This is a genomic window from Terrabacter sp. Ter38 (assembly GCF_024519435.1).
GTDB lineage: Bacteria > Actinomycetota > Actinomycetes > Actinomycetales > Dermatophilaceae > Terrabacter.
In genome coordinates this window covers 357,596-380,709 of the sequence record NZ_JALJRZ010000004.1, presented here as the reverse complement: position 1 = coordinate 380,709, position 23,114 = coordinate 357,596, and the positions used below count along the sequence as shown (strand labels likewise).

At 72.2% G+C, this 23,114-nt stretch carries 22 protein-coding genes; 5 read left to right on the top strand and 17 right to left on the bottom strand.

What is annotated here, in order from left to right; all coding sequences use genetic code 11:
* Nucleotides 1-84: 84 nt before the first annotated feature.
* The 3 genes from NR112_RS11590 to NR112_RS11580 form a co-directional block, all read right to left on the bottom strand.
* Nucleotides 85-822, bottom strand: a complete 738-nt coding sequence (locus tag NR112_RS11590) for an enoyl-CoA hydratase-related protein (RefSeq protein ID WP_256794479.1) — start codon at nt 820-822, stop codon at nt 85-87.
* Between the two features lie 92 nt (nt 823-914).
* Entirely contained in the window at nt 915-1,991 is a 1,077-nt protein-coding gene (locus tag NR112_RS11585) for an acyl-CoA dehydrogenase family protein (protein WP_256794478.1), read from the bottom strand.
* Nucleotides 1,991-3,139 carry an acyl-CoA dehydrogenase family protein gene (locus NR112_RS11580; protein ID WP_256794477.1) on the bottom strand — a complete coding sequence of 383 codons (1,149 nt, stop codon included), beginning with the start codon at nt 3,137-3,139 and terminating at the stop codon, nt 1,991-1,993. Before NR112_RS11580 ends, NR112_RS11585 begins: the two co-directional genes overlap by 1 nt.
* A gap of 212 nt (nt 3,140-3,351) precedes the next feature.
* Here NR112_RS11580 and NR112_RS11575 point away from each other — a divergent pair, with 212 nt between their 5' ends.
* Nucleotides 3,352-4,386 carry a hypothetical protein gene (locus tag NR112_RS11575; RefSeq protein WP_256794476.1) on the top strand — a complete coding sequence of 345 codons (1,035 nt, stop codon included), beginning with the start codon at nt 3,352-3,354 and terminating at the stop codon, nt 4,384-4,386.
* Nucleotides 4,387-4,489: 103 nt separating this feature from the next.
* Here the strand turns inward: NR112_RS11575 and NR112_RS11570 are convergent, their stop codons facing one another.
* From NR112_RS11570 to NR112_RS11560, 3 genes are all read right to left on the bottom strand, one after another.
* A complete protein-coding gene (locus NR112_RS11570) occupies nt 4,490-5,746 on the bottom strand; it encodes an Nramp family divalent metal transporter (protein WP_256794475.1) in 1,257 nt (418 codons plus the stop codon).
* A 91-nt stretch (nt 5,747-5,837) separates the two neighbouring features.
* Entirely contained in the window at nt 5,838-7,301 is a 1,464-nt protein-coding gene (locus NR112_RS11565) for a hypothetical protein (RefSeq protein WP_256794474.1), read from the bottom strand.
* A gap of 166 nt (nt 7,302-7,467) precedes the next feature.
* On the bottom strand, nt 7,468-8,100 hold the full coding sequence (locus tag NR112_RS11560; protein ID WP_256794473.1) for a hypothetical protein: 633 nt from the start codon (nt 8,098-8,100) through the stop codon (nt 7,468-7,470).
* 204 nt (nt 8,101-8,304) lie between these two features.
* On the opposite strand from NR112_RS11560, the gene NR112_RS11555 reads away from it, so the two are divergent.
* On the top strand, nt 8,305-8,664 hold the full coding sequence (locus tag NR112_RS11555; RefSeq protein WP_256794472.1) for a TraR/DksA C4-type zinc finger protein: 360 nt from the start codon (nt 8,305-8,307) through the stop codon (nt 8,662-8,664).
* Nucleotides 8,665-8,731: 67 nt separating this feature from the next.
* Here the strand turns inward: NR112_RS11555 and NR112_RS11550 are convergent, their stop codons facing one another.
* Nucleotides 8,732-9,340, bottom strand: coding sequence for a TetR/AcrR family transcriptional regulator (locus NR112_RS11550; RefSeq protein ID WP_256794471.1), 609 nt, complete (start codon nt 9,338-9,340; stop codon nt 8,732-8,734).
* 74 nt (nt 9,341-9,414) lie between these two features.
* Here NR112_RS11550 and NR112_RS11545 point away from each other — a divergent pair, with 74 nt between their 5' ends.
* Together NR112_RS11545 and NR112_RS11540 are read left to right on the top strand one after the other, a co-directional pair.
* Nucleotides 9,415-11,547 carry an MDR family MFS transporter gene (locus tag NR112_RS11545; RefSeq protein ID WP_256794470.1) on the top strand — a complete coding sequence of 711 codons (2,133 nt, stop codon included), beginning with the start codon at nt 9,415-9,417 and terminating at the stop codon, nt 11,545-11,547.
* A 219-nt stretch (nt 11,548-11,766) separates the two neighbouring features.
* The gene (locus NR112_RS11540) at nt 11,767-12,588 is read left to right on the top strand and encodes an oxidoreductase (protein ID WP_256794469.1); all 822 of its coding nucleotides are present in this window, start codon (nt 11,767-11,769) and stop codon (nt 12,586-12,588) included.
* Between the two features lie 142 nt (nt 12,589-12,730).
* On the opposite strand, the gene NR112_RS11535 is transcribed toward NR112_RS11540, so the two are convergent.
* The 3 genes from NR112_RS11535 to pdhA are packed head-to-tail and all read right to left on the bottom strand — an operon-like array spanning nt 12,731 to nt 16,353.
* Complete coding sequence (locus tag NR112_RS11535; protein ID WP_256794468.1) at nt 12,731-14,191, bottom strand: dihydrolipoamide acetyltransferase family protein; 1,461 nt, start codon at nt 14,189-14,191, stop codon at nt 12,731-12,733.
* 15 nt (nt 14,192-14,206) lie between these two features.
* A complete protein-coding gene (locus NR112_RS11530; protein ID WP_256794467.1) occupies nt 14,207-15,199 on the bottom strand; it encodes an alpha-ketoacid dehydrogenase subunit beta in 993 nt (330 codons plus the stop codon).
* The gene (gene pdhA, locus NR112_RS11525) at nt 15,199-16,353 is read right to left on the bottom strand and encodes a pyruvate dehydrogenase (acetyl-transferring) E1 component subunit alpha (RefSeq protein ID WP_256794466.1); all 1,155 of its coding nucleotides are present in this window, start codon (nt 16,351-16,353) and stop codon (nt 15,199-15,201) included. Before pdhA ends, NR112_RS11530 begins: the two co-directional genes overlap by 1 nt.
* 267 nt (nt 16,354-16,620) lie before the next feature.
* Between pdhA and NR112_RS11520 the strand changes: the two genes are divergently transcribed.
* Nucleotides 16,621-16,971, top strand: coding sequence for a hypothetical protein (locus NR112_RS11520; RefSeq protein WP_256794465.1), 351 nt, complete (start codon nt 16,621-16,623; stop codon nt 16,969-16,971).
* Between the two features lie 54 nt (nt 16,972-17,025).
* Here NR112_RS11520 and NR112_RS11515 read toward each other — a convergent pair whose 3' ends face one another.
* From NR112_RS11515 to hisC, 7 genes are all read right to left on the bottom strand, one after another.
* Complete coding sequence (locus NR112_RS11515; protein WP_256794464.1) at nt 17,026-18,408, bottom strand: AAA family ATPase; 1,383 nt, start codon at nt 18,406-18,408, stop codon at nt 17,026-17,028.
* Between the two features lie 52 nt (nt 18,409-18,460).
* Entirely contained in the window at nt 18,461-18,994 is a 534-nt protein-coding gene (locus tag NR112_RS11510; protein WP_256794463.1) for a hypothetical protein, read from the bottom strand.
* A gap of 1 nt (nt 18,995) precedes the next feature.
* Complete coding sequence (locus NR112_RS11505) at nt 18,996-19,403, bottom strand: glyoxalase superfamily protein (protein WP_256794462.1); 408 nt, start codon at nt 19,401-19,403, stop codon at nt 18,996-18,998.
* A 77-nt stretch (nt 19,404-19,480) separates the two neighbouring features.
* On the bottom strand, nt 19,481-20,209 hold the full coding sequence (locus NR112_RS11500; protein WP_256794461.1) for a hypothetical protein: 729 nt from the start codon (nt 20,207-20,209) through the stop codon (nt 19,481-19,483).
* Nucleotides 20,206-21,051, bottom strand: a complete 846-nt coding sequence (locus tag NR112_RS11495) for a hypothetical protein (RefSeq protein WP_256794460.1) — start codon at nt 21,049-21,051, stop codon at nt 20,206-20,208. The genes NR112_RS11500 and NR112_RS11495 overlap by 4 nt, the downstream gene beginning before the upstream one ends.
* On the bottom strand, nt 21,048-21,761 hold the full coding sequence (locus NR112_RS11490; protein ID WP_256794459.1) for a hypothetical protein: 714 nt from the start codon (nt 21,759-21,761) through the stop codon (nt 21,048-21,050). The genes NR112_RS11495 and NR112_RS11490 overlap by 4 nt, the downstream gene beginning before the upstream one ends.
* An 82-nt stretch (nt 21,762-21,843) precedes the next feature.
* The gene (hisC, locus tag NR112_RS11485; protein WP_256794458.1) at nt 21,844-23,001 is read right to left on the bottom strand and encodes a histidinol-phosphate transaminase; all 1,158 of its coding nucleotides are present in this window, start codon (nt 22,999-23,001) and stop codon (nt 21,844-21,846) included.
* Between the last annotated feature and the right edge of the window lie 113 nt (nt 23,002-23,114).

The following is a 23,114-nucleotide window of genomic DNA, read 5'->3' as shown; positions in this document are numbered from 1 at the left end:
TCGCGGTGGGGGACGGCCAACTTCCCCATCCTTGCACCACGACCCCCGAGGATCCGAAATGCCGGACTCGTGGTGAGCCGTGCCTCACGCCCCGTGCTTGCGGCGCAGCGACCACATCTGCGGCGAGCGCTCGACCTCGACGGCGACGTCCCACGGCATGCCCCCGGGGGCCGTCTCTCGGCGGAAGCTCGCGACCATCCGTCGGGCGAGAGCGGGGTCCCGAGCGACACGGCCGGCGACCGCGATCGCCGCGTCCTGCACGTCGCCGTCGTCGTATGCCGCCCAGGCGAGTCCCAGCGCGACGGCGCGCTCGCCGTCGACCTCGTCGCCGAAGAGCCCGAGGGCCGCGGCGGCCTCGCGCCCGGCGACCCGGTTGATGAGCGTGAAGTGCCCACCGCCCGGGTGGATGCCGATCTGGGCGAAGCCGGGAAGCAGCCGAGCCGTGCGCGAGACGATGCGCAGGTCGGTGGCGAGGGCGAGGTTGAGGCCGGCCCCGACCGCCGCGCCGCGCACGGCCGCGACGGTGGGGACGGCGATCCCGCCGATCGTCGTGAACGCCGCGTAGACCGTCTCGAGGTTGCGGTAGGCCTCGTCCTCGACGGGGTCACGGCCCGCGTCGGCGAGGACGCTGCGGACCGCTCCCGCGCAGAAGTGGGCTCCGCCCGTGACGACGACGGCACCGACCTCGTCGTCGGCCTCCGCCGTGCGGGCGGCGTCGATGAGCTCGCGCGACATCTCCACGGAGAGTGCGTTGCGGCGCTCGGGCGCGTCGAGGGTGATGAGCGCGACGCCGTCGGTCACGTCGTAGCGGATCTCGGTCATGCGGCGAATCTCCTTGGCTGCCAGCGGGATCGGTGGTCAGGGCGGCGCTGGACGGTTCCAGCGACCTGGGTGGTGTCGGCGTTCGGCCTCGCTCAGGGGCGCTGCGTCTTGGCGCGGCCGGTCGTGATGAGGGTCCAGAGTCGGTCGTGACCGGCGGACGAGGCGAGCGCCGTGAGGGTCTCGTCCCAGTCCTGTAGGGAGCCGTACTCGCTGCGCCGGGCGAGGATCGGGCGCGTCAGGGTGTGCAGCTCGTGCTCGAGGGTCGTGCCGATGGCCCCGAGGACCTGGTGCGACCCACGGACGACCACCGAGGCAGCGTGCCCCACGCACGACTTGGCGACGCCGACGGCGAAGAGCATCCCGGGATCGGTCCAGTCGGACGCGGCCGCCCGGGCGAGGGCGGCGTCGGTGGCCGCACGGGCGAGGGCCGTCTCGCAGGCGATGTCGGAGACGAGGTGCTGCACCGCCTGGAACCGCCCGATCGGTCGGCCGAACTGCTCACGCTCGCGCACGTGCGCGAGGACGACGTCGACGACGCGTTCCATGGCGCCCACGACCTGGGCCGAGCGGGCCAGCGCCCCACGCAGGTGGAACTGCTCGCCGATCGCGTGGTCGACGACGATGCCCGCCTCGAGGTCGTCGAGGTCGAACTCGACGGTGTCGCTGGGCTCCCCCGCGAGGTTGCGTCGCTCCTCCACGCCGACCCGGTCGATCGGCACGTCGGCGACCCGCCACTGGTCGCGGTCCTCCCAGAGGGCCACGACGCTGCTCGCGTCGCGGGCCCACGTGACGTTGAGGGCGACCCCGGACGGGTCGGGACGGCATACGGTCCGCAGTCCGCCGTCGTTGGGCAGGCCGGCCGCCTCGAGGAGCCAGCCACCGAGCACGTCGTGCTCGGCGAGCGGCACCGGCGCGGCCGCCGCGGCGGCGAGACCGAGCAGGGCTGCGGCGTCGACCCAGCCGCCGCCACTGCCTCCGGCGGACTCACTGCCCGTGAGGCGGGTCAGTCCGAGCTCCTCGAGCCGCTGCCACAGGCCGCGGTCGAGGTCGACGACGGCGGTGGGCGTGGCGCGCGTGGCGCGGTAGTCGGCGAAGAGCTCGGTGAGGACGGCGACGAGGTCGGGGTCGGGGGTGGTCGGCGCGGCGAGCTCGCGCGGGTCGGTGGCCATCAGCGCATCCCCAGCCCGCGGGCGATGACGCCGCGGAGGATCTCGTTGGTGCCGCCGCGGAGCGTGAAGCCCGGCCGCTGGAGGATCGCGGCGTGCAGGAGGGTGTCGAGCTCCTCGTCGAGGGCCCATCCGGTCGCGGTCAGGGTGTCGACGTAGTCGGCGATGTCGCCCTCCCCCGTCGTGCCGAGCACCTTGACGACGGCGGCGGCTGTGTCGGCGTCCTCGTGGTTCTCGAGCGCGGTCGAGACGGCGAACGACATGTGGTGCAGGGCCGCGACGCGTGCGACGTGGCGTCCGAGCCCGGGGTCGGTCGGGAGGCGTCCGTCGTCCATGGCCTGGGCGGCGGCAGCGAGGAGCTGGAAGGTCGAGAGCACGCGCTCGGGACCGCTGCGCTCGTGGGCGAGCTCGGAGGTGACCTGCGACCAGCCCTCTCCGATCTCGCCGAGCACGCGGTCGCCGGGGATGAGGACCCCGTCGAGATGAACCTCGTTGAAGTGGTGGTCGCCGCCCATCGAGATGATCGGGCGGATCGTGACACCCGGCGCGCGGAGGTCGACGATGAACTGGCTCATCCCCTCGTGCCGGTGGGCCGGGTCGAGCGGCGCCGACCGGGCGAGCGCGAAGAAGGCGTCGGCCTCGTGGGCGCCAGAGGTCCAGACCTTGGTGCCGGTGAGGCGCCAGCCGCCGTCGACCCGCTCGGCGCGGGTGCGGACGCTGGCGAGGTCGGACCCCGAGTCGGGCTCGCTCATGCCGATGCCGAAGACGACCTCGCCCCGACTGATGCCGGGCAGGAACGCCTGCTTCTGCTCCTCGGTGCCGTAGCGCAGCAGCGACGGGCCGATCTGGCGCTCGGCGATCCAGTGCGCCGCCACCGGTGCGCCGACGACGAGCAGCTCCTCCGTGACGACGAACCGCTCGAGGTACGTGCGCCCCTGACCGCCGTACTCCGTCGGGACGACCATGCCGAGCCAGCCGCGCCGACCGAGCTCGCGGGTGAAGTCACGGTTCCAGCGGGTCAGCCACGTGTCGACGTGCGGCACGAACGCGCCGGCGGCGACCTGCTGGGCGAGGAAGGCACGCACCTCGAGGCGGAGCTCGGTCAGCGCGGGCAGCTCCCGGGCACCCGGAGGGACGAGACGGGCCGACATGCTCACCTTCCTCACGCGACGTCGCAGCGATTCGTGCGCCACTCTCCCACACGCCCCGGGCCCCGCCACCCAGCCGGCCATCGCACAGGTGGGCAAGCCGTCGGGGCGTCTCCACGCCCGTCTGACGGTCTATCGGCAAGGCAGCGCTGATAGCCTCCGAAGTCATCAACAGCAGCGCGGCAGACGGCCGCCAAATGCAGGAGGACAGCTCAATGTCGGCACCAGCCATCCAAAGTGCCGTCGACGCACTCGACGTCGACCAGTTCTGGGAGCGCGGCTACGCCATTCTCCCCGGGGTCTACACGCCCGAGGAGATCGAGGCCTTCCGCCAGGCGGCCTATGCGTCCCGCGGCTACGGCGGCGACCTGCTCGCCAACCCCCGCCTGCGCAACGTCATCACGGACGGCCGCATGGCTGCCGTCGCCCGCAAGCTGCTGGGCACGGACGACCTCTTCTACAGCGGCGACAGCTCCTTCACGATCAACGGCACCCAGAAGGGTTGGCACAAGGACAACGCCGACCGCACCGACCCCGAGGCACCCGACTGGGACGGCCGCTACACCCAGCTGCGTTTCGGCGTCTACTGCCAGGATCACTCCGAGCACACGGGTGGCCTCAACCTCCGCATCGGCTCGCACGATCTGCGCAACACGACCGAGGGCGAGAACCTCTACGTCAAGACGCAGCCGGGCGACCTGGCCGTGTGGAGCATGCGCATCACGCACTCCGGCAACGGAATGCTGCTCAAGGACCCCGAAGCGCCCTTCCCGATGCCCAACGAGCACGACCGCTTCACGCCCGAGGAGGTGGCCGAGGCCGACGGCGACCGCATCGCCCTTTTCGTGCACATCGGCGCCGACGACAAGCACGCGAAGCGCTATGCCGACTACACCAAGACCCGCAAGTACCTCGTCGACGCGTGGCGCAAGCGGCCCTACGACGACGAGGCCCGTCAGGCGGCCAAGGACGCCGGCCTGAACCTGCGCGACCTGCCGGCCGAGGTCATGGACGACCCCAGCACAGGACTCAACGAGCTGTGGCAGCCCTTCCCCTACGAGGGTCAGAAGGCGGCCCCCTCCGCCAAGCCGGCTCCGGCCGCATCTGCGCCCGCATCCGTTGCGTCGTCCGCTCCGACCACGAGCGGCAGCAACGCCACCGACGTGGCGAAGGCGACCCTCCGCAGGGCCTACCGCGCCGCCAGGGGCGGAGCCAAGGGCGTGCGGGACGGGTGGCGCGCCGGCCGCTGAGCGGACGGCGCACGCGCACACCGTGAGGTCGACCGACCTCGAGCAGTGAAGGGGTGGACCCGTTCGTCGGGTCCACCCCTTCGCCGTCGTCGAAGCCGTGCGCTCAGACGCTCGAGGCGACGAGGTAGGCGCAGAGACCGACGATGACGGCGGTGATGATCACGGCGACGGCGGTCGTGAGGCGGTGGTTGACGAGCACGCCCATGATCCTGCGGTCGCGGGTGAAGAGCAGGAGCGGGATGAGGGTGCCGGGCAGCGCGAACGACAGGACGACCTGGCTCCACACGAGCGCGTTGGTCGGCTCGACACCGAGCCCGAGGATGACGAGCGTGGGCACGACGGCGAGCATCCGGCGCAGGAGCGGCGCGATGGGCCGGCGCCCGAAGCCCTGCATGACGACGTCGCCGGTCTGGACGCCGACCAGGGTCGAGGCCAGGCCCGACGCGAGGAGGGCGACGGCCAGCATCGTCGCGGCGATCTGCCCCGCGTTGGCCGACAGGGCGGCATACGCCGTCTCGATGCTCGCGCCCGCCGTGGGCGGCAGGGCGGCAGCGAACACGACGAGGCTGATGTTGGCAGCGCCCGCGATCGTCATGGCGATGACGACGCTGCGCACGGTGCGACGGCCGCTGCGCAGCCGCTCGACGTGGCTCGCCTCGCTGCCGTCGTCGTGACCACGCGACGCGGCTGAGTGGAAGTGCAGGGCGTGCGGCATCACCGTCGCGCCGACGATGCCGACCGCGAGCAGGGCCGCCGACGAGTCGAGCGGTCCTGGCACGACCGAGCGCAGCAGCGCGACCCGGTCGACGTCGGCGACGAGCACCTGCCACAGGAGCGAGGCGATGATGACGACGAGCAGGACGAGCACGACGGAGTCGAAGTGGCTGCGGCCGCGGACCTTGAGGGCAAGGACGACGAGGCTGAAGCCGGCCACGCAGACGGCCCCGGCCATCAGGGGCATGCCGAAGAGCAGCTTGAGGGCGATGGCGCCCCCGACGACCTCGGCGAGGTCGGTCATGATGACGACGAGCTCGGCCTGCGCCCAGAGCAGCAGCCGGCCGACGCCGGGGAAGCGCTCGGCGCTGTGCTCGGCCAAGCTCTTGCCCGAGGCCATGCCGAGCTTGGCCGCGAGGTACTGGATGACCATGGCCGAGCAGCTCGCGAAGACGACGACCCAGACCAGCGTGTAACCGTGCTCGGCGCCGGACGTGATGTTGACACCGAAGTTGCCGGGGTCGACGTACGCGATGGCGGCCAGCAGCGCCGGGATGAGGGTGCGGGGCGCGCCGATGGTGCCGCCGAGTCCGCGCTCCGGCGCCCGGTCGTCCACGCGCGGCTGCTGCGCCACTCGCTCACTCATGGGACACAGCATCGAGCCTGGGACCCGCTCGCGCCAAGCAAAGGGCCGAATGAGACGAACTCCTCGCCCCGACCGGCCAGCCGTCAGGTGCTCAGCGGGCCGCCGCAATCCCCAGGAGGGCGGCGATGCCGAGGGCGCTGCGCGGGTCGTACGCCGCGGTCCACAGGCCTCCGTGTGCCGCGGCATACGCTTCGTCCTGCCATGCGCTCGGCTGGGCGGGCGATCCGGTGCGCAGGTCGTGGACGAGGAGCGCCGCCATGAGCGTGTTGGCCGTGCCCGGCTCGAACACCTCGATGCCGAAGCGGTGGGCGCCTGCGTAGGCGGCGGCCAGGGCGCGGTTCTTGACCACCGAGCGGGTGCGCGTGGGCGGGGCCACCTTGAACGACACGAGACCGCGGTCGGCGCGGTATGCCGTCGCCCGCCACCGTTGGAGGCGCTTGGCGAGCAGGTAGTTGGGTCCCTGCTGGAGCACGACGCTGTCATTGATGCCGGGGTCCTGGCCGGGAACGTAGTTGCGGCGCAGCAGGCGGCCACCGCTCACGGTCCGCAGGGGCACCCGCAGGGCCTTGGAGGTGCGTCGGTGGGCGTAGCTGTCGACCGACCGCTCGACCGCGGCCCCCGGGACGGCGAAGACGTCGGTCGGGGTCGCGAGGAAGGCGAGGGCGACGTCGTCGCGGCCCTTGGCGTCGACGACCGCACGGGTCAGGGCGTCGACGGCCATCGAGACGCGGACGTTGGTCTCGCCGTCGGCATAGACGTAGTTGCCGATGGCGAGCGGTCCGTCGATGGCCGCGACCCATCGGGTGACGGGGCCGAGGTCGTGCACCAGGTCGCCGCCGGCGCGAGCGGCCAGCGGCTCGTCCCCGAGGTGAACCGGCACGGTGATGGATCCAGCCAGTCGGCGGGTATCGCCGATCAGTCTGTCCCACAAGTCCTTTCGCGGCAGATCGACGGCAGCGACATCGGCGCCCCAGCGCAGCAGCGAGCGCAGCGGGCCCATCTCAGCGGCTGCGCCGAGCACCACGACGGTGCGGTCGGAGAGGTCGAGCCAGTCGGGGTTGTCGATGACGAGGCCGACCGCCTCGGCGCAGGTGGGCTCGACGGTCCCGGCCTCGACCCACCGGTCGAGCCGTCGTCGCAGGGCGTCCCCGGAGAGGCGCTCACCGGCATACGGCACCGAGAGCGTGCGGTCGGGCGCACCCTCGCCGCGCACGGTCTCGGAGCCGAGGGCGACCACGCTCTCGTCGGCGGCGACCGCCGTGTCGAGCGGTCGGTCGCCCTCGTCGGTCGCCCAGCGCATGCGCGCGTGCAGGGAGTCGAGCCCGCTCGTGGCGATGACCTGGGCCGCGCCGGGGACCGCGACGCCCGCCTCGACGAGACGCCGGAAGTGCGGCAGGTAGCCCTGGCGCCAGTTCGTCTCCCGCTCGGCGGACGCGGCGCCCACCGGGTCGACCCCGCGCAGGGCGTCGGCGACCACGGCACGTCCGGTGGCAGTCGTGCTGCGGCGTCCGGACGTCGGGTCGAGTGGGAAGACCACTCCTCTGGGGTCGCTCATGGGTCCATCCTGCCGGGTGGGCAGGACGCGCCGTGGCCGCCGGCCGGTCGGGTGCGACCGGCGGCCGTGCTCGGCCGCCCAGCCGTCGTCCGCCGCCGGCCGGTCGGGGGCGCCTGGGCGGACGTGCTCGGCCGCCCAGCCGTCGTCCGCCGCTGCCCGCCGTGGCTCAGCCCTGGCGGAGCCGCCGGTCCACGACGAGGTAGGACGCGCTGGCCGTGGCCACGTTGCCGGCGCGGTCCAGCACGAAGCACGTGACGGTGTGGAGCCCGAGCCGTCGGGTGTTCGGCGCGCGGCCGCCGTTGCAGCCCTGGCGAGCGACGCCCGAGAGCGCGTCGGTCGCGCGTGGCTGGGCGACGACGACCCCATGACGCGGGACGACCGCTGGGACGGCGACCGGGTCGAGTGTCGGCGGCGTCCCGTCGTAGCGGTAGGAGAAGCCGACGTAGGACGCCGGCCTGCCCGCATCGTCGACACACGTGCCGTACACGGTGCGCGGCACCGCCGAGTCGACGGCGACGACGGATCCGCCCTGGCACGAGGTGATCCCGCCCCCGAGGTCCTGCGCCACCCAGTGGTAGCGAGCCGGGGCGGCATACCAGCCGTCGGCGTTCGGGCCGCCCTCGACACGGAGCCCGCTCGGCGGCGCCGTCGTGACGACGGGGGATGCCGCGACGGTTCCGTGGCCGCTGCGCGGCGCCCCCTGCACCTCCGTCAGGCCGAGTCCTGCCCACGCGAAGGACGCTAGCCCGGCGGCCCAGGCGATGCCGTGGACCGCGTCGCGCACTCGTCCGCTTGTCACGGCCGCCTCCCTCGCCCGGGGTGCCCCGTCGACACCCGTCACAGGTCGGAAGGCCGTGAGCCGTCCCCTGATACGACGCACCGCAGATCGGTGGCGAAGGTGCGGGACGGGACGCCCGGATCGACGGCCGTTCAGGCACCTCGGAGGGCGCCGTGGACCACTCGTTCCGGCCGACTCGACCGAAACGGGAGGACGATGGGGGACATGAGCACGAAGACGGCCGCCCACGCGGCGGAGCTGACGGTGAACCGGGCCACCGAGGTCGAGCGCATCACCGGGCTGCGCCGGGAGTTCGCCGAGGTCGTCGAGGCGTCGAGGGCCAACATCGCCGACGACGAGCACGACCCCGAGGGCTCGACGATCGCCTACGAGCGCACCCAGATCGGCGCCCTCATCGAACAGGCCGAGCGGCACCTCGTCGAGATCGACGCCGCGCTGCAGCGGATCACCGACGGCCGCTACGGCCGGTGCGAGGTGTGCGGCGAGGCGATCCCCGACGAGCGGCTGCGAGCCCGGCCCACGGCCCGAACCTGCATGAGCCACGCGGGAACCGCTCCGCGCTGACCGACGGTGCCGGACGCACTCGCCGGTGCCGGTCCGTCCCGGCGGCCCGGCTGCACCACGGCCCTCCTCAACGCAGGCCGGCAGCGATGCGCTCGAAGGCCTGGTCGATGTTGCGCTCGAGGCGGCCGGAGCCACCGTTCTGCTGGTGCTCGATGCAGGCGCGCACGGCCGCGATGGCCACGGCCACCGTCAGGCGCGCCTCGAGCGAGGCGCCCGGCTGCACGGCGAGGCGACGCTCGAGGGCGGCGGTCAGGGCGTTCTCGATGCGGATGTTGTTGCCGACGAGCGCCGGGGCGAGGGAGGGCTCACCGAGCAGGATGCGACGACGGCGGGCGCGCAGCTCGCGGTCGATCGACGCTGGCGCGAGCATGCCCGCGAGGATCCGGCGGAGGGACTCGAGCGGTGTCTCCCCGTCGACGTCCTGCTCCAGCGCGGCGGCATACGACTCGAGCTCCTCGGCCGTCGTGCCGATGACGGCGGCCTCCTTGGACGGGAAGTAGTTGAAGAACGTGCGGGTGCTGACGCCCGCCCGGGCCGCGATCTCCTCGGTCGTGACGGCCGCGAAGCCCCGCTCCTCGACGAGGTCGAGGGCGGCGAGGTTGAGCGCGCGGCGGGTCTCGCGCTTCTTGCGCTCACGCAGGCCGCACGAGTCGTCGGTCAGCAGGTCCGTGCTCATGGCCTCATCGTGACACGTTCACTGCATGGACTGCAATTTTGCAGTGACTGCATATTCGGCGTACCGTGGAGGACATGCCACAGAAGACCCAGGGGGTAGCCACGGACACCGCGACCGCATCAGCCAGCAGGGCGAGCGTCACCAAGGCGCCCGGCCTCGACCGCCCGACCCGCAACATCTTCATCGCCCTCATGCTCGGCATGCTCGTGGCGTCGATCAGCCAGACGATCGTCGGGCCGGCCATGCCGCGCATCGTCGCCGAGCTCGGCGGCATCGACCACTACTCGTGGCTGGCCACGGCCGCCATGCTCGTCAGCGCGATCACCGTCCCCATCGTCGGCAAGATGAGCGACCTCTACGGTCGCCGCGGCTTCTACCTCGGCGGACTCGTCGTCTTCATGGCCGGCTCGATCCTCTCCGGCTTCGCCCAGAACTTCTGGTGGCTCATCGCCGCCCGCGCCATCCAGGGCGCCGGCATGGGCACGCTGATGCCGCTGTCGCAGACGATCATCGGCGACATCATCCCGCCGCGTCAGCGCGGGAAGTACCAGGGCCTCATGGGCGGCGTCTTCGGCCTCGCCTCGATCCTCGGCCCGCTCGTCGGCGGCTTCGTCACCGACAACTGGGGCTGGCGCTACCTCTTCTTCATCACCCTGCCGGTCGGCGTCTTCGCCTTCTTCGGCATCAGCCGCTTCCTCCACCTCGAGCACACGCCCCGCGAGACCGTCGTCGACAAGGCCGGCATCGCCGCGCTGTCGATGACCCTCATCCTGCTCCTCGTGCCCACCTCGCTCGGCGGTACGACGCTCGCATGGGACTCCCCCGCCATCATCGGCATGTATGCCGCCGGCGTCGTCATGCTCGGCGTCTTCATCGCCATCGAGCGCAAGGCCGTCGAGCCGGTGCTGCCGCTGCGCCTCTTCAAGAGCCCGCTCTTCACGCTCTCCAACATCGCGGCCTTCATGGTCTCGGTCATGATGTTCGGCGCGATGATCTACCTCCCGGTCTACGCGCAGGGGGTGCTCGGGGCCTCGGCCACGAACTCCGGCCTCATCCTCATGCCGATGTCCGTCGCCATGATCGGCCTGTCGATCATCTCCGGTCTCGTCATCACCAAGACCGGCCGCTACAAGCTCCAGACGATCGCGGGCATCCTCATCATGGGCGTCGGCTTCTGGCTGCTGACCCAGCTGCACTACGGCTCGAGCCAGACCGAGCTGACGCTCTCGATGATCGTCTTCGGCATCGGTCTCGGCATGGCGCTGCAGGTCTTCACCCTGATCATCCAGAACTCCTCACAGCGCAAGGACCTCGGCGTCGCGACCGCGTCGACGCAGTTCTTCCGCAACGTCGGCTCGACCGTCGGCACGGCCGTCTTCGGCACGATCATGACGAGCGGCCTCGCCGGCAACATCGCCTCGCACCTGCCGGCCTCCGTGGTGCAGCAGATGCAGGCGTCCGGACAGCAGGTGAGCGCCGGCTCGGTGCTCGACCCTTCGGCCCTCGCCAAGCTGCCTCCGCAGGTCGCGACGGGTGTCCAGCAGGGGCTGGCCGACTCGCTGCACACGGTGTTCGTCTGGGGTCTCGTGCCCTTCGCGCTCGCCCTGCTCGCCGCGCTCTTCATCAAGGAGGTGCCGCTGCGCGACACCGTGCACACGCCCGACGAGGCCGGCATCGAGCTGCTCGACACGATGTCGCAGTCGGCACCCGACGACGAGCTCAAGGTGCCCCTCGGCCGCGAGGCCGGCAACACGCGTACGCACGAGCGTCTGCTCGGACTGCGCCTCGGCCTGCTCGCCGACTCGGCGCTGCGCGGCGACCGTCCCCTGCTGACCCAGGCCGTGACCCGGCTCGGCGAGGGCGATCTCGACGCCGGCTCGGCCCTGCTGCACCGCACGTCGCGGATGCTGACGACCGAGGACGTCGCGCTGGCCGCCGAGACCGAGCGGTTCGCCGTGGAGGTCGCGGCCCGGGCCAAGCTGCCCGGTGGCATCCTCGACGAGGCCCTCAAGCGCGAGCTCGCCACGGCGGTGGCCGAGAGGGACGCCCGCACGGTCATGACGACCGTCGAGCCGACCGTCGCCGAGCGCCACGAGGCGGTCGACATCCGCCTCCTGTCCGCCGTCGGTGACGACCTCACCGCCGCCTACCTCGTCGACCGGCAGAACGCCAGGGTCGCCGAGCAGGCCGAGGCCTCGGTGCGCTGACCGCGCCCCACTCCGCGACCTGAACCGTCGAGAGGCCACCTCTGGCCGCTTCCGACACATCGAGAGGCCAGTTCTCAGGACGAGAGCTGGCCTCTCGACTGCGTTCAAGGGGCCGGACGTGGCCTCTCGACGGTTGACGAGGGCGTATGCGGTCGGGCCGGGGCGCGCTGAAAGGTGGCCGCACGCTCGTGTCCCGGCGGGGCCGCATACGGTGGCGGGATGAGCAAGGTAGCCCTCGTCACCGGTGCGTCCTCCGGCATCGGCGAGTCCATCGCCATCCACCTCGTCGAGTCCGGGTGGACGGTGTATGCCGTCGCCCGCCGCGTCGAGCGCATGGCCGCGCTCGAGTCCCGCGGCATCATCCCCTTCGCCATGGACGTCACCGACGACGCGTCGATGGTCGCGGGCGTCGACCGCATCATCACCGAGCAGGGGCAGATCGACGCCCTCGTCAACAACGCCGGCTACGGCTCGTACGGGCCGGTCGAGCACGTGCCGATCGACGAGGCGCGGCGGCAGTTCGAGGTCAACGTCTTCGGGCTCGCCCGCCTCGCCCAGCTCGTCACACCGCACATGCGCACGCGGCGTCGCGGCCGGATCGTCAACATCTCCAGCATCGGCGGCAAGATCTACGAGCCACTCGGGGCGTGGTACCATGCCACGAAGTTCGCGGTCGAGGGCTTCAGTGACAGCCTGCGCATCGAGCTCGCCCCCTTCGGCATCGACGTCGTCATCGTCGAGCCGGGCCCGATCATCTCGGAGTGGAACACCATCGCCCGCGAGAGCATGGTCGAGCGGTCGATCGGCACCGTCTACGAGGACCTCGCCCGCCGGATGGCCGTGATGTTCGAGCGCGTCGACACCTCGCGGATGAGCTCAGGGCCCGAGGCGGTCGCCGAGAAGGTGCTCAAGGCCCTCGAGGCGACGAACCCGGCGGCCCGCTACCCCGCCGGCAAGGGGGCCCGGGCCATCGTCACGGCGCGCAGGCTCCTGCCCGACCGGGCCATGGACCTGTTCATCCGTCAGGCCCTGAAGGGCTGACCGAGGCGGCGGAGCCCGTCGAGAGGCCACGTGTGGCCCCCCGTGCATGTCGAAAGGCCAGCTCTCGGGACGAGAGCTGGCCTTTCGACTGGTCATCGTGGGCCAGACGTGGCCTCTCGACGGGTGGTCCGGGGGTGGCGGGTCAGCCCCAGACGAGGGCCTGGGCCGGGTCGGCGAGGATGGCTGCCAGGTCGGAGAGGAAGCGGCTGCCGAGCTCGCCGTCGATGAGACGGTGGTCGAAGCTCACCGCGAGCTGCGTGACGTGGCGGATCGCGATCTCGTCGTTGCCGTCGGCGTCGGTGACGACCCACGGCTGCTTGCGGATCGCGCCGAAGCACACGATGGCCGACTCCCCCGGGTTGATGATCGGGGTTCCGCTGTCGACGCCGAAGACGCCGACGTTGGTGATCGTCATCGTGCCGCCCGACATCTCGGCGGGCTGGGTCCGTCCCTCACGGGCCGTCGCCGTCAGGCGGCCGATGGCCTGTGCCAGCTCGAGCATCGTCATGGCGTGGGCGTCCTTGATGTTCGGGACGATGAGGCCCCGCGGGGTCGCCGCGGCGATGCCGAGGTTGACGTAGTTCTTCTGGACGATCTCCTGGGCCGCCTCGTCCCACGTCGCGTTCATGCCCGGGTTGCGCTTGACCGCGAGGACGAGCGCCTTGGCGAGCACGAGCAGCGGCGTGACCTTGACGTCCGTGAACTCGCGGTTGCCCTTGAGGCGGTCGACGAGCTCCATCGTCTTCGTCACGTCGATGGTGATCCACTCGGTGACGTGCGGGGCGGTGAAGGCCGAGCCGACCATCGCCTGCGCCGTCATCTTGCGGACGCCCTTGATCGGTGTGCGCTCCTCGCGCTCACCCGCGCCGAACGGCATACGCGGGATGGCCGGCGCGGCCACGCCGACGGCGGAGTCAGCTTGTGCTGCAACGCCGTTCACGGCGGCGCCGCTCACATGGTTCGTCACGTCGTCGCGGGTGATGATGCCATCGGCGCCCGTCGGCGTGACGGACGCGAGGTCGATGCCGAGGTCCTTGGCGAGCTTGCGGACCGGCGGCTTCGCCTTGGGACGGCCACCGACAGCAGCCGCGACCTGGACGGCAGGAGCCGGCGACTCGACCCGTGGAGCCGGCGCGGTCGGTTCGGCGACGGGTGCGGCAGCCGCGACCTGCTCGGTCTCGGTCGGCGCGGCTGCGACCGGGGCGGCGGGCATGCCCTTGCGGGCACGACGGGCCGTGGCACCCGCCTTGGCGCCGTAGCCGACGAGGATCGCCTCGGAACCGGCTCCGGCGGTGCCCTCGGCCGCGGCGGCTTTCTCGCCCGGGATCGACGGCGCGGCGGCGGGTGCGTCGTCCCCACCCTTGCCGTCGTCGATCGAGATGATCGGCGTGCCGACGTCGATGGTCTGGCCGACCTCGACGAGCAGCTCCTTGACGGTGCCGGCCCACGGGATCGGCAGCTCGACGAGCGACTTGGCGGTCTCGATCTCGAGGACCATGTCGTTGACCTTGACGGTGTCGCCGGGCGACACCTTCCACTCCACGATCTCGGCCTCGACGAGCCCCTCGCCGGGGTCGGGCAGGTTGAACGTCTTGATTGCCATGTGTCGCAACCCTTCTCAGTACGCGAGCGCGCGGTCGACGCCGTCGAGGATGCGGTCGAGGTCGGGGAGGAACTCCTCCTCCATCCGGCTCGGCGGGTAGGGGATGTTCGCGCCGGCGACGCGCACGACCGGGGCCTCGAGCTCGTAGAAGCACTGCTCCGTGACCTGCGCCGAGATCTCCGACGCCATGCCGAGGAAGCTGCTCGCCTCCTGGACCACGACGAGACGACCCGTCTTGCGCACCGACGTGACGATGGTGTCGATCGGGAGCGGCGAGAGCGAGCGGAGGTCGATGACCTCGATGCTCGTGCCCTCGGCCTCCGCGGCGGCGGCCGACTCGAGCATCGTCTTGACGACGGGGCCGTAGCCGAGCAGCGTCACGTCGGTGCCCTCACGGAGCACGTTGGCCTCGAAGAGGCCGCGCGGCGCCGTGGTCGCCGTCGTGTCGTACTCGGCCCGGTCGTGGTAGCGGCGCTTCGGCTCGAAGAAGATCACCGGGTCGTCGCAGGCGACGGCCTGCTGGATCATCCAGTGGGCGTCCTCGGGGTTGCTGCACGCCACGACCCGCAGGCCCGCGGTGTGGGCGAAGTACGCCTCGGGGCTCTCGGAGTGGTGCTCCGGGCTGCCGATGCCGCCGCCGAACGGGATGCGGATGACCATCGGGATCTTGACGGCGCCGAGGGCGCGGGCGTGCATCTTGGCGACCTGGCTGACGATCTGGTCGAAGGCCGGGTAGACGAAACCGTCGAACTGGATCTCGCAGACGGGACGGTAGCCGCGCAGCGCCATGCCGACCGCGGTGCCGACGATGCCGGACTCGGCGAGCGGGCTGTCGATGACGCGGTCCTCGCCGAAGTCCTTCTGCAGGCCCTCGGTGATGCGGAAGACGCCACCGAGCTTGCCGATGTCCTCACCGATGAGCACGACCTTGGGGTCGGCCTCCATGGCCTTGCGCAGGCCGTTGGTGATGCTCTTGCCGAGCGTGACCTTCTCGAGCTGGCCGGCCATCAGTTCGCCTCCTCGAAGCTCGCCTTGTAGGCGAGGTAGGCGGCACGCTCCGCCTCCATGACGGGGTGGTCCTCGGCGTAGACGTGGTCCCACATCGTCTCGCCGGCCATCGTCTCCATCGTGACGCAGCCCTCGCGCAGCTCGGCGGCGAACTGGTCGGCCTCCTCGTCGACCCGGGCGAAGAAGGCCTCGTCGGCCATCCCCTCGTGGGCGAGGAGGGTCTTGAGGCGCAGGATCGGGTCGCGGAACTTCCACTCCTCGACCTCGGCCGAGACGCGGTACTTCGTCGGGTCGTCGGCCGTCGTGTGCGCACCCATGCGGTACGTGTAGGCCTCGATGAGGAGCGGGCCGTTGCCGTTGCGGGCCTCGTCGAGGCAGTGCTGCGTCACGGCATACGTGGCAAGGATGTCGTTGCCGTCGACGCGGACGCCGGGGAAGCCGAAGCCGCGGGCTCGCTGGAAGAGAGGGATGCGGGTCTGCTTCTCGACGGGCTCGGAGATGGCCCACTGGTTGTTCTGGCAGAAGAAGACGACCGGCGCGTCGAAGCTCGCCGCGTAGACGAAGGCCTCGTTGACGTCGCCCTGCGAGGAGGCGCCGTCGCCGAAGTAGCAGATGACCGCGGTGTCGCGGTCGGGGTCGCCGGTGCCGACGTTGCCGTCCATCCGCACGCCCATCGCGTAGCCCGTGGCGTGCAGCGCCTGGGCCCCGATGACGATGGTGTAGAGGTGGAAGTTGTTCTCCTGCGGGTCCCAGCCGCCCTGGCTGACGCCGCGGAAGAGCTGCAGCGAGCTCTGCGGGTCCATGCCGCGCACGAAGCCGACGCCGTGCTCGCGGTAGGTCGGGAAGACGAAGTCGTGGGGCCGCAGCGCACGACCGGAGCCGACCTGGGCCGCCTCCTGGCCGAGCAGGCTGGGCCACAGGCCGAGCTCACCCTGACGCTGGAGGGCGTAGCCCTCGGCGTCGAGCCGGCGGATGAGGACGAGGTCGCGGTAGAAGCTCCGCAGGTCCTCGGGCGTCAGGTCCGCGACGTACTTGTCGTAGTCGGGATGGGACACGCGCTGACCTTCGGGGGTCAGCAGCTGGATCATGTCCGGGCCACCGTCGCCGACCGCGGGGGTCGGCTCCTGCAGCTCGGCGACAACCTTGTCGCTCACTGGGGCTCCTTCGCCGGTGAGACCGGCCTACTCGTTCGGCCCGCGAGCGGGGGTCACCCGCTCGTCGGCTTCTGGGGGGGCAGGCCGCCGTTCGTGACGACGGACACGTGCTTGGTCCTCGACCCGGAACTTACCGGAGAGCCCTGCGAATCTCACAATGCGGGACGACGAGGCCCCCACCCGAGCCGCGCCACCGTGCGACGATGGGCCCGACACTGACCACCGGGGGGAAGCATGGGAACACCGGACCGTGCCAGCGCGTGAGCCGTGAGCAAGGCCTGGCGGTCGCTGCCGCGACGGACCCGGCACGATCTCGTGCTCGCGGTCGTGAAGGGACAGCGACCCCGGACGGATCGTGCGACGTGGCGCACGGCACTCGACTGGGCCGAGCGCTACCCCGCCCTGGCCGTCCCGCAGGTCCTGATGGCCGCCTGCTTCTCCTACCAGGCCGCCCGCGGGATCTACGACCAGTTCGGCTGGCTCGTCGGCGCGTTTGCCTGCTACCTGCTGGTCACGGCCGCGTGGACGACCTTCGCGACCGCCCGGATCCGGCGCAGCCCCGGCCCCCTGGACGTCATGCGGCCGGCGGACCCTCGGGTCGACAACGCCACCTCCTGAGCCGTGACGGCCGATGGCGTATGCCGTGTGCCCGGGGCGCGCTCGCCGGAGCGGTCAGCGCCGGGTGCCCCACGTCCAGGCCGGGGTCGTGAGCAGGCCTTGACCGTGCACGAAGGTCTCGCCGAGGTCCTTGACGAGGGTGATGCCTCGGGCCGGTGAGCCGAGGCCCACCGGCGCCTCGTCGTCGTCGGGGTCGACGACCCCGAGCGCGCGGATCAGCGCGTCGGAGTGGGAGACGACCATGACCTGGCTTCGTTCGGCCGCGGACCGGACGAGCCGTGCGAGCGGCGGCAGCAGGTCGGGGTGCAGGGACGTCTCGGGCTCGTTGAGGACCATGAGGGGCGGCGCGTCGGGCGTCAGCAGCGCCGCGACGAGGAGCAGGTAGCGCAGTGTGCCGTCGGACAGCTCAGCGCCCGCGAGCGGCCGCAGCATGCCGGGCTGGTGCAGCTCCACGTCGAAGCGGCCGCCGTCGACGGTGACCTCGAGGATCGCCCCGTCGAAGGCGTCGGCGACGGCGTGGTCGAGCTCGGACTGGCCGTTCTCGCGGATCGTCTGGAGCGCGGCGGCGAGGTCGCGTCCGTCGTCGGCGAGCACCGGTGTGCGGGTGCCGACCTGGGGCGTCCGCGCCGGGGCCTCGGCGTCGGCGCGGAAGCCGTCGTAGAAGCGCCAGCCGCGGATCATCCGGCGCACCCGCAGCAGCTCGGGCGCCCGATCGGGGTCGGCCAGCTCGGTCAGCATGCTCTCCCACGGGCGCAGCGAGCGGGTCAGCTCGGTCCAGCCCGGCCTCTCGGTGCGGCGGGCGGCAGCCCCCGCGGCGCCTGCCGGCGAGCGGTAGGCGGGCGAGCGTGACCCGGCTCGCGAGCCGGGCACCTCGACCGGATCGGACTCCCACTCCGTCGCGTCGTCGTCGTCAGGCCCCCACTCCGACGCCCAGCCGTCGTCGCTCCCACCGACGGCCCTCGTCTCGACGACACCCCAGCGGCGGCGCACGAGCACCGAGCCGGGCCGCATGACGGGTCCGGCCCAGACGATCTCGCGCTTGATCTCGGGGTCACGCAGGAAGGCCGACGGGGTGCCGGCCTCGCCGCCGGTCGACTGCTGCGGCAGGCCGAGGTCGACGAGGTAGCCGAAGTCGTCGGACGCGAAGCCGAGTCGAAGGCTGATCGGGCCCTTGCGTCGGGTGCCCTGCACGGCGTGACCCCGGTCGCGGGCGCCGCCGAGGGTCGCCGGGCCGGCCCAGAGCGCTGACTGGAGGCCACCCTCGCGGGCCAGGGTGGCGATGACGTCGCCCCGCCCGCAGCCGGCGAGGAGCCTGAGCGACCGGTAGAGGCTCGACTTGCCGCTGCCGTTCGCTCCCGTGACGACGTCGAGCCCGTGCAGGGGCACGACGACGTCGCGCAGCGAGCGGTAGCCGGACACGGCGACGGCGGTGAGCATGCCCCGAACGTAGGCGGCAGGTGCGACACCGGCCCAGTGGCGGTCCCTCCGGTCAGGTCTGCGAAGGTCCGGATGAGGGCTCGTCCTGGCCGCCTCTACGGCGGAGCAGGACGAGGACCATGACGACGAGCGCCACGGCCCAGAACGCGACAGCCACCGCAGGCAACACTGCGACGGGTGTGCGTGTGAAGGTCGGCGCGCCGCCGGGGGAGACCCACCCGAAGGCACCCGTGTCGGCGTTGACGGCCACCGCAGCCGTCGCGATCGCGGCGAAGACCCCGACCACGGCGATCGTCCCCCTGCGCCGACGGCCGCCTCGCCCCGGAGGCAGGCGAAGCCAGAGGACACTGGCCGCGATGGCGAGCGCTGCGGCGACGCCCAGCGCGGTGAGCACGGCGACCGAGCCGTCGACGTCGGTGACCGACAGCTCGCTCAGCGAGCGGACCCGGCCCCACAGCCAGATGTCGAGAAGCGGCACGACCGCACCTGCAGAAGACTGCACGGTCATCCGGTCGGTCGGCCAGATCATCACCGCGACGAACAGGGCTGCGCCGACGACGAGCAGGGGTGGCACCAGGCGGCGCACGTCAGGCCCCGGGATCGACGCCGTCTCCGCCGGCCCCGGCGGACCAGGCGGGCAGCTCCTGCAGCGACCAGCGGTTGCCGTCGGGGTCGCTGAAGTGGACGAAGCGTCCCCAGGGCTGCTCGTCGACCTCGGACGCCTCGACGCCGCGACCGACGAGCTCGGCCCGGATCGCGTCGGCGTCGGCGACGACCATCTGGAGGTTGTCGAGGCCGCCGGGGACGATCTCGGTCAGACCCTTGCCCATCGCGATGGAGCAGGCCGACCCTGGCGGGGTCAGCTGCACGAAACGGATCTCGTCACTGACCGTGTGGTCGTGGTCGAGGACGAACCCGACCCTCTCGACGTAGAACTCCTTGGCCCGGTCGACGTCGGTCACGGGCACAGCCACCAGCTCGAGCTTCATGTCCATGCCCCGACGGTAGGGCCGTCCACCCACAGTGCGGGAGCCCAGCCGCGGCCATTTCCCGGGCGGACCGATCCGACGCCTCAGCGCTCGGGTTCGGTCGGGGGCGAACCGGCGCCGTCCGCGCCCGCCGCGGAGGGATCGTCGGTGAAGCCGACCGTGGGCGCCCGACCCGAGCCGATCGGTCCCGGCTCCATCAGCGTCGCGACGAGCGGCGGGGTGGCCTCCACCAGGGCCCGCCGCTGCCGCAGCCGCCCGGCGACGGCGTCCACCGTGCCGGTGACCGAGTCCGCCACCCGCGGCAGCAGCACGGGCACGACGAGGACGGCGAGCGCCGCCGTGAGCACGACGACCGACGTGACCTCGAGCCAGCCGACCGTCGTCGTCACGACGACGAGCCCGGGCTGCAGGCCGATCGTCCGGTCGTCGACCGACAACCGCTGCACCACGGACGCCGCGACCGTCGCGAGAGCCAGCGCCAGACCGACCCCCGACGCGAGCTCACCGGGCCGCCCGCCACGGACGAGCCGGGCGGTCAGCCCAGCCGTGGCGAGGAGCAGGACGACGACGAGGAGCACCGCTCGCGGCACCGGGTCTGGACCGGAGAACGCGTCGAGGAGCACGCCGTCCGAGGAGTAGACGACCTCGCGTCCCCACGCCCAGATGAGCTGCTCGTAGCCCTTCGTGAAGTCACCGACCTCCGGGACGCGGACCGCGACGATCTTCGTCGGCCACACCACCGTGGACGCGGCCAGCAGGATGCCGGCACCTCCGAGGGCCACGCCTGCCAACCGCGTACGCCGCTCGGTCATCGGGGCGGCCGGACGTGGTCCGGGTCGGCGCCGGGGTCGTCCGAGAATCCGACTCCCGAGCGCGCGCCGTCGCCGGGCCAGGCGCCCGAACCCGGCCGCGAGCCGGGTGCGGGATCACGCATGGTGGCGATGCCGCTGGGGGGAGCCGACGCTGGTGGGGCGGCAGCGTCGTCGTCGGCCGGACCTCGCGGTCGGTGCACCAGGTCACGAGCCCAGCGGCCTGCTGACACGGCGCCCGACACCGCGACGCGGGCGGCCGTGCTCCCCGTCATGAGGCCGAGGGCAGCCAGGAGCAGACCGGCGGCCACGTACTGCAGGACCCCGGCCCAGGTCTGGGTCGGGACGATCCGGTTGCTGTCTCCGTAGAGGCCGCTGGAGACGCGACCCGCCGTCTGCCCGAGGTTGGCCGTCACGGTCGCCGCCAGCCAGGCGGTCCCCGCGACGCCCAGCACCAGCCCGTCGACGCCGGGGCGCAGAGCGAGGCAGACGGCCGCAGCCAGTCCGGCGAGAAGCGCGACGACGAGCAGCACGAGGCTCGTCGGGTTGCCGAAGTGGATGCCCTCCGCCAGCAGCCCCGGCACCACGTCGGCGACCTGCCCCCAGGACCACAGGGCGAGCTGCTGGAACGGTGCGACGGAACCGGGGGCGAGGTAGGTGATGACGTCGGTGGGCCAGATCGCCGTCGGCGCGGCCGCGAGCACCCCGCCGAGGACGAGCACCGCACCCACGCGGCGACCCCTGAGGATCGGACCCACCTTCGACGAACGGCGCCACGCCGGGGCGACCGGCGCCGTCAGCGCCGGACCTGCGGCCCTCGGAGCGGGGCTCTCCGGCAGGCTCATCGTCTCTCCTGGTCGGTGTCCGTCAGGCCCACCGCCCTGCCGGTCAGGTGCTCGCCCACCGGCCGCAGACCGACAGGCTCGCCGACCGACCGCAGGCCGACAGGCTCGCCCACGGGAACGGGCGGTCCGCCACGAACCCGGCCGCCGGTGACCGGGTCGGATGCCGCTCCGCCGTTGACGGGGCGCCGGGCAGAACGGATCGCCGTGCTCACCAGGAGCGCCAGCGCGATGACGAGCAGCACCGCCGAAGCCGTCTCGAGCGACCCCGCCGGCGTCATCTCGGTGCGCACCGTGAGACCGGACGCGCCCTGGTCGACCTCGCCGAGGGACCGACCCACGCGGTCGGACACGGTGGTGAGCACTCGACCGGTGAGCAGGGCGATCGTCACGAGCCCGGTCACGCGACCCCACGCGACACGTCGCGGCAGCCAGACGGCGACGCCGACGAGGGCCGCGGCGAGGAGCACCACGAGGACGCCGAGGCCGAGCAGGTTCCACTGGTCCCGCAGCTCGACCCCTTCGAGACCGGCCTCCCGGACGCGCCCCCAGCTCCACTCCCACTGGCGCGACAGGAGCGAGCCGTGCTCACGGTCGGCGGTGACCATCTCCCAGGTCGGCGAGAACAGCGAGGGCACGACGAGCAGGACACCGAGCAGCGCGAGGCTGCCGCTGAGCGCGCGACCGGCGAGCCGCTCCCGCACCGTGCCCATCCGCGACCTCCCACGCCACGACCTGCACCGACGGCCGCGCGACACCGCGCGGCTCAGCCCATTGTCGCCCCGATCGGCTCGGTCAGCGGGCCCCGAAGCGTTCGGCGACCTCGATGAGCCGCGAGTTCGCGTCGACCTCGCCGATCGTGACACGCACGCCGTCGTCGCCGTACTGCCGCACCGTGAGGCCGGCCTCCGCACACGCCTGCGAGAAGGCCGTCGAGTCGGCGCCGAGCGGGAACCACACGAAGTTCGCATCGGACTGCGGGAGCTTCCAGCCCTGGTCGCCGAGGGCCTGGACGACACGGTCGCGCTCGGCGACGAGCGACTCGACGCGGGCGTTGAGCTCGTCGAACGCGTCGAGCGAGGCGATGGCGGCCACCTGCGCGACCGAGTTGACGCCGAAGGGCGTGGCCGTCTTGCGGAGGGCGGCGGCGACGGGCGGGTGCGCGACGGCATACCCCACACGGAGGCCGGCGAGGCCGTACGCCTTGGAGAAGGTCCGCAGGACGACGACGTTGGGTCGGGCGCGCCACGTCTCGAGCCCGCGCACGGCGTCGGGGTCGCGGACGAACTCGACGTAGGCCTCGTCGACGACGACGATGACGTCGCTCGGGACCTTGTCGAGGAAGGCCTCGAGCTCCGCCTCGTGGACGCACGGCCCGGTCGGGTTGTTGGGAGTGCAGACGAGGACGACGCGGGTGCGGTCGGTGATCGCGGCGAACATCGCGTCGAGGCGGTGGCGGGCCTGCTCGTCCAGGCCGACCATGACGGGCTTCGCGCCGGCCAGCTGCGTGACGATCGGGTAGGCCTCGAAGGAGCGCCAGGCGAAGACGACCTCGTCACCGGCGTCGCACGCGGCGTTGACGATCTGGGCGAGGACCGCGACCGAGCCGGTGCCCGTCGCGATGCACTCGGCCGGGACGTCGAGCGCCTTCGCGAGCCGCTCGGTCAGCGCCGTGACGGCCATGTCGGGATACCGGTTCACCGTCGCCGCCGCGTCGTCGATCGCCGCGAGCACCGACGGGAGCGGACCGTAGGGGTTCTCGTTGGACGACAGCTTGTATGCCGTCACGCCGGCGGGAGCCGACGCGGGCTTCCCGGGCTTGTAGTCGGGCATCTGGGCCAGCACGTCGCGGAGCCGCACGGTGGCGCCCGACGCCTGCGGGGCGGCATACGCCTCGTCGGGGGTGGCGCTCTCGGTCACGCTCTCGCTGACGGTCTCAGGGCTGTCGCTCATACCCGAACTGTAGAGCCAGTGTCCACGGGGGCGACCGGCCCATGGACGCTCTCCTGACGGCGACACCGGTCTGTGGCTAGGCTCACATCGTCGCGCCACCGCCGCCTCGACAT

Bases quoted from the DNA above. Each gene is read 5' to 3' on its own strand.
- NR112_RS11550 (WP_256794471.1), bottom strand. From the start codon at position 9,340: ATGAGCACGGACCTGCTGACCGACGACTCGTGCGGCCTGCGTGAGCGC.
- NR112_RS11495 (WP_256794460.1), bottom strand. From the start codon at position 21,051: ATGAGCCTGCCGGAGAGCCCCGCTCCGAGGGCCGCAGGTCCGGCGCTG.
- NR112_RS11570 (WP_256794475.1), bottom strand. From the start codon at position 5,746: ATGAGTGAGCGAGTGGCGCAGCAGCCGCGCGTGGACGACCGGGCGCCG.
- NR112_RS11530 (WP_256794467.1), bottom strand. From the start codon at position 15,199: ATGGCCGGCCAGCTCGAGAAGGTCACGCTCGGCAAGAGCATCACCAAC.
- NR112_RS11575 (WP_256794476.1), top strand. From the start codon at position 3,352: ATGTCGGCACCAGCCATCCAAAGTGCCGTCGACGCACTCGACGTCGAC.
- NR112_RS11505 (WP_256794462.1), bottom strand. From the start codon at position 19,403: ATGGACATGAAGCTCGAGCTGGTGGCTGTGCCCGTGACCGACGTCGAC.
- NR112_RS11515 (WP_256794464.1), bottom strand. From the start codon at position 18,408: ATGCTCACCGCCGTCGCCGTGTCCGGCTACCGCTCGCTGCGCGACGTC.
- NR112_RS11580 (WP_256794477.1), bottom strand. From the start codon at position 3,139: ATGTCGGCCCGTCTCGTCCCTCCGGGTGCCCGGGAGCTGCCCGCGCTG.
- NR112_RS11590 (WP_256794479.1), bottom strand. From the start codon at position 822: ATGACCGAGATCCGCTACGACGTGACCGACGGCGTCGCGCTCATCACC.
- NR112_RS11545 (WP_256794470.1), top strand. From the start codon at position 9,415: ATGCCACAGAAGACCCAGGGGGTAGCCACGGACACCGCGACCGCATCA.
- hisC (WP_256794458.1), bottom strand. From the start codon at position 23,001: ATGAGCGACAGCCCTGAGACCGTCAGCGAGAGCGTGACCGAGAGCGCC.
- NR112_RS11540 (WP_256794469.1), top strand. From the start codon at position 11,767: ATGAGCAAGGTAGCCCTCGTCACCGGTGCGTCCTCCGGCATCGGCGAG.
- NR112_RS11535 (WP_256794468.1), bottom strand. From the start codon at position 14,191: ATGGCAATCAAGACGTTCAACCTGCCCGACCCCGGCGAGGGGCTCGTC.
- NR112_RS11490 (WP_256794459.1), bottom strand. From the start codon at position 21,761: ATGGGCACGGTGCGGGAGCGGCTCGCCGGTCGCGCGCTCAGCGGCAGC.
- NR112_RS11555 (WP_256794472.1), top strand. From the start codon at position 8,305: ATGAGCACGAAGACGGCCGCCCACGCGGCGGAGCTGACGGTGAACCGG.
- NR112_RS11565 (WP_256794474.1), bottom strand. From the start codon at position 7,301: ATGAGCGACCCCAGAGGAGTGGTCTTCCCACTCGACCCGACGTCCGGA.
- NR112_RS11500 (WP_256794461.1), bottom strand. From the start codon at position 20,209: ATGACCGAGCGGCGTACGCGGTTGGCAGGCGTGGCCCTCGGAGGTGCC.
- NR112_RS11585 (WP_256794478.1), bottom strand. From the start codon at position 1,991: ATGGCCACCGACCCGCGCGAGCTCGCCGCGCCGACCACCCCCGACCCC.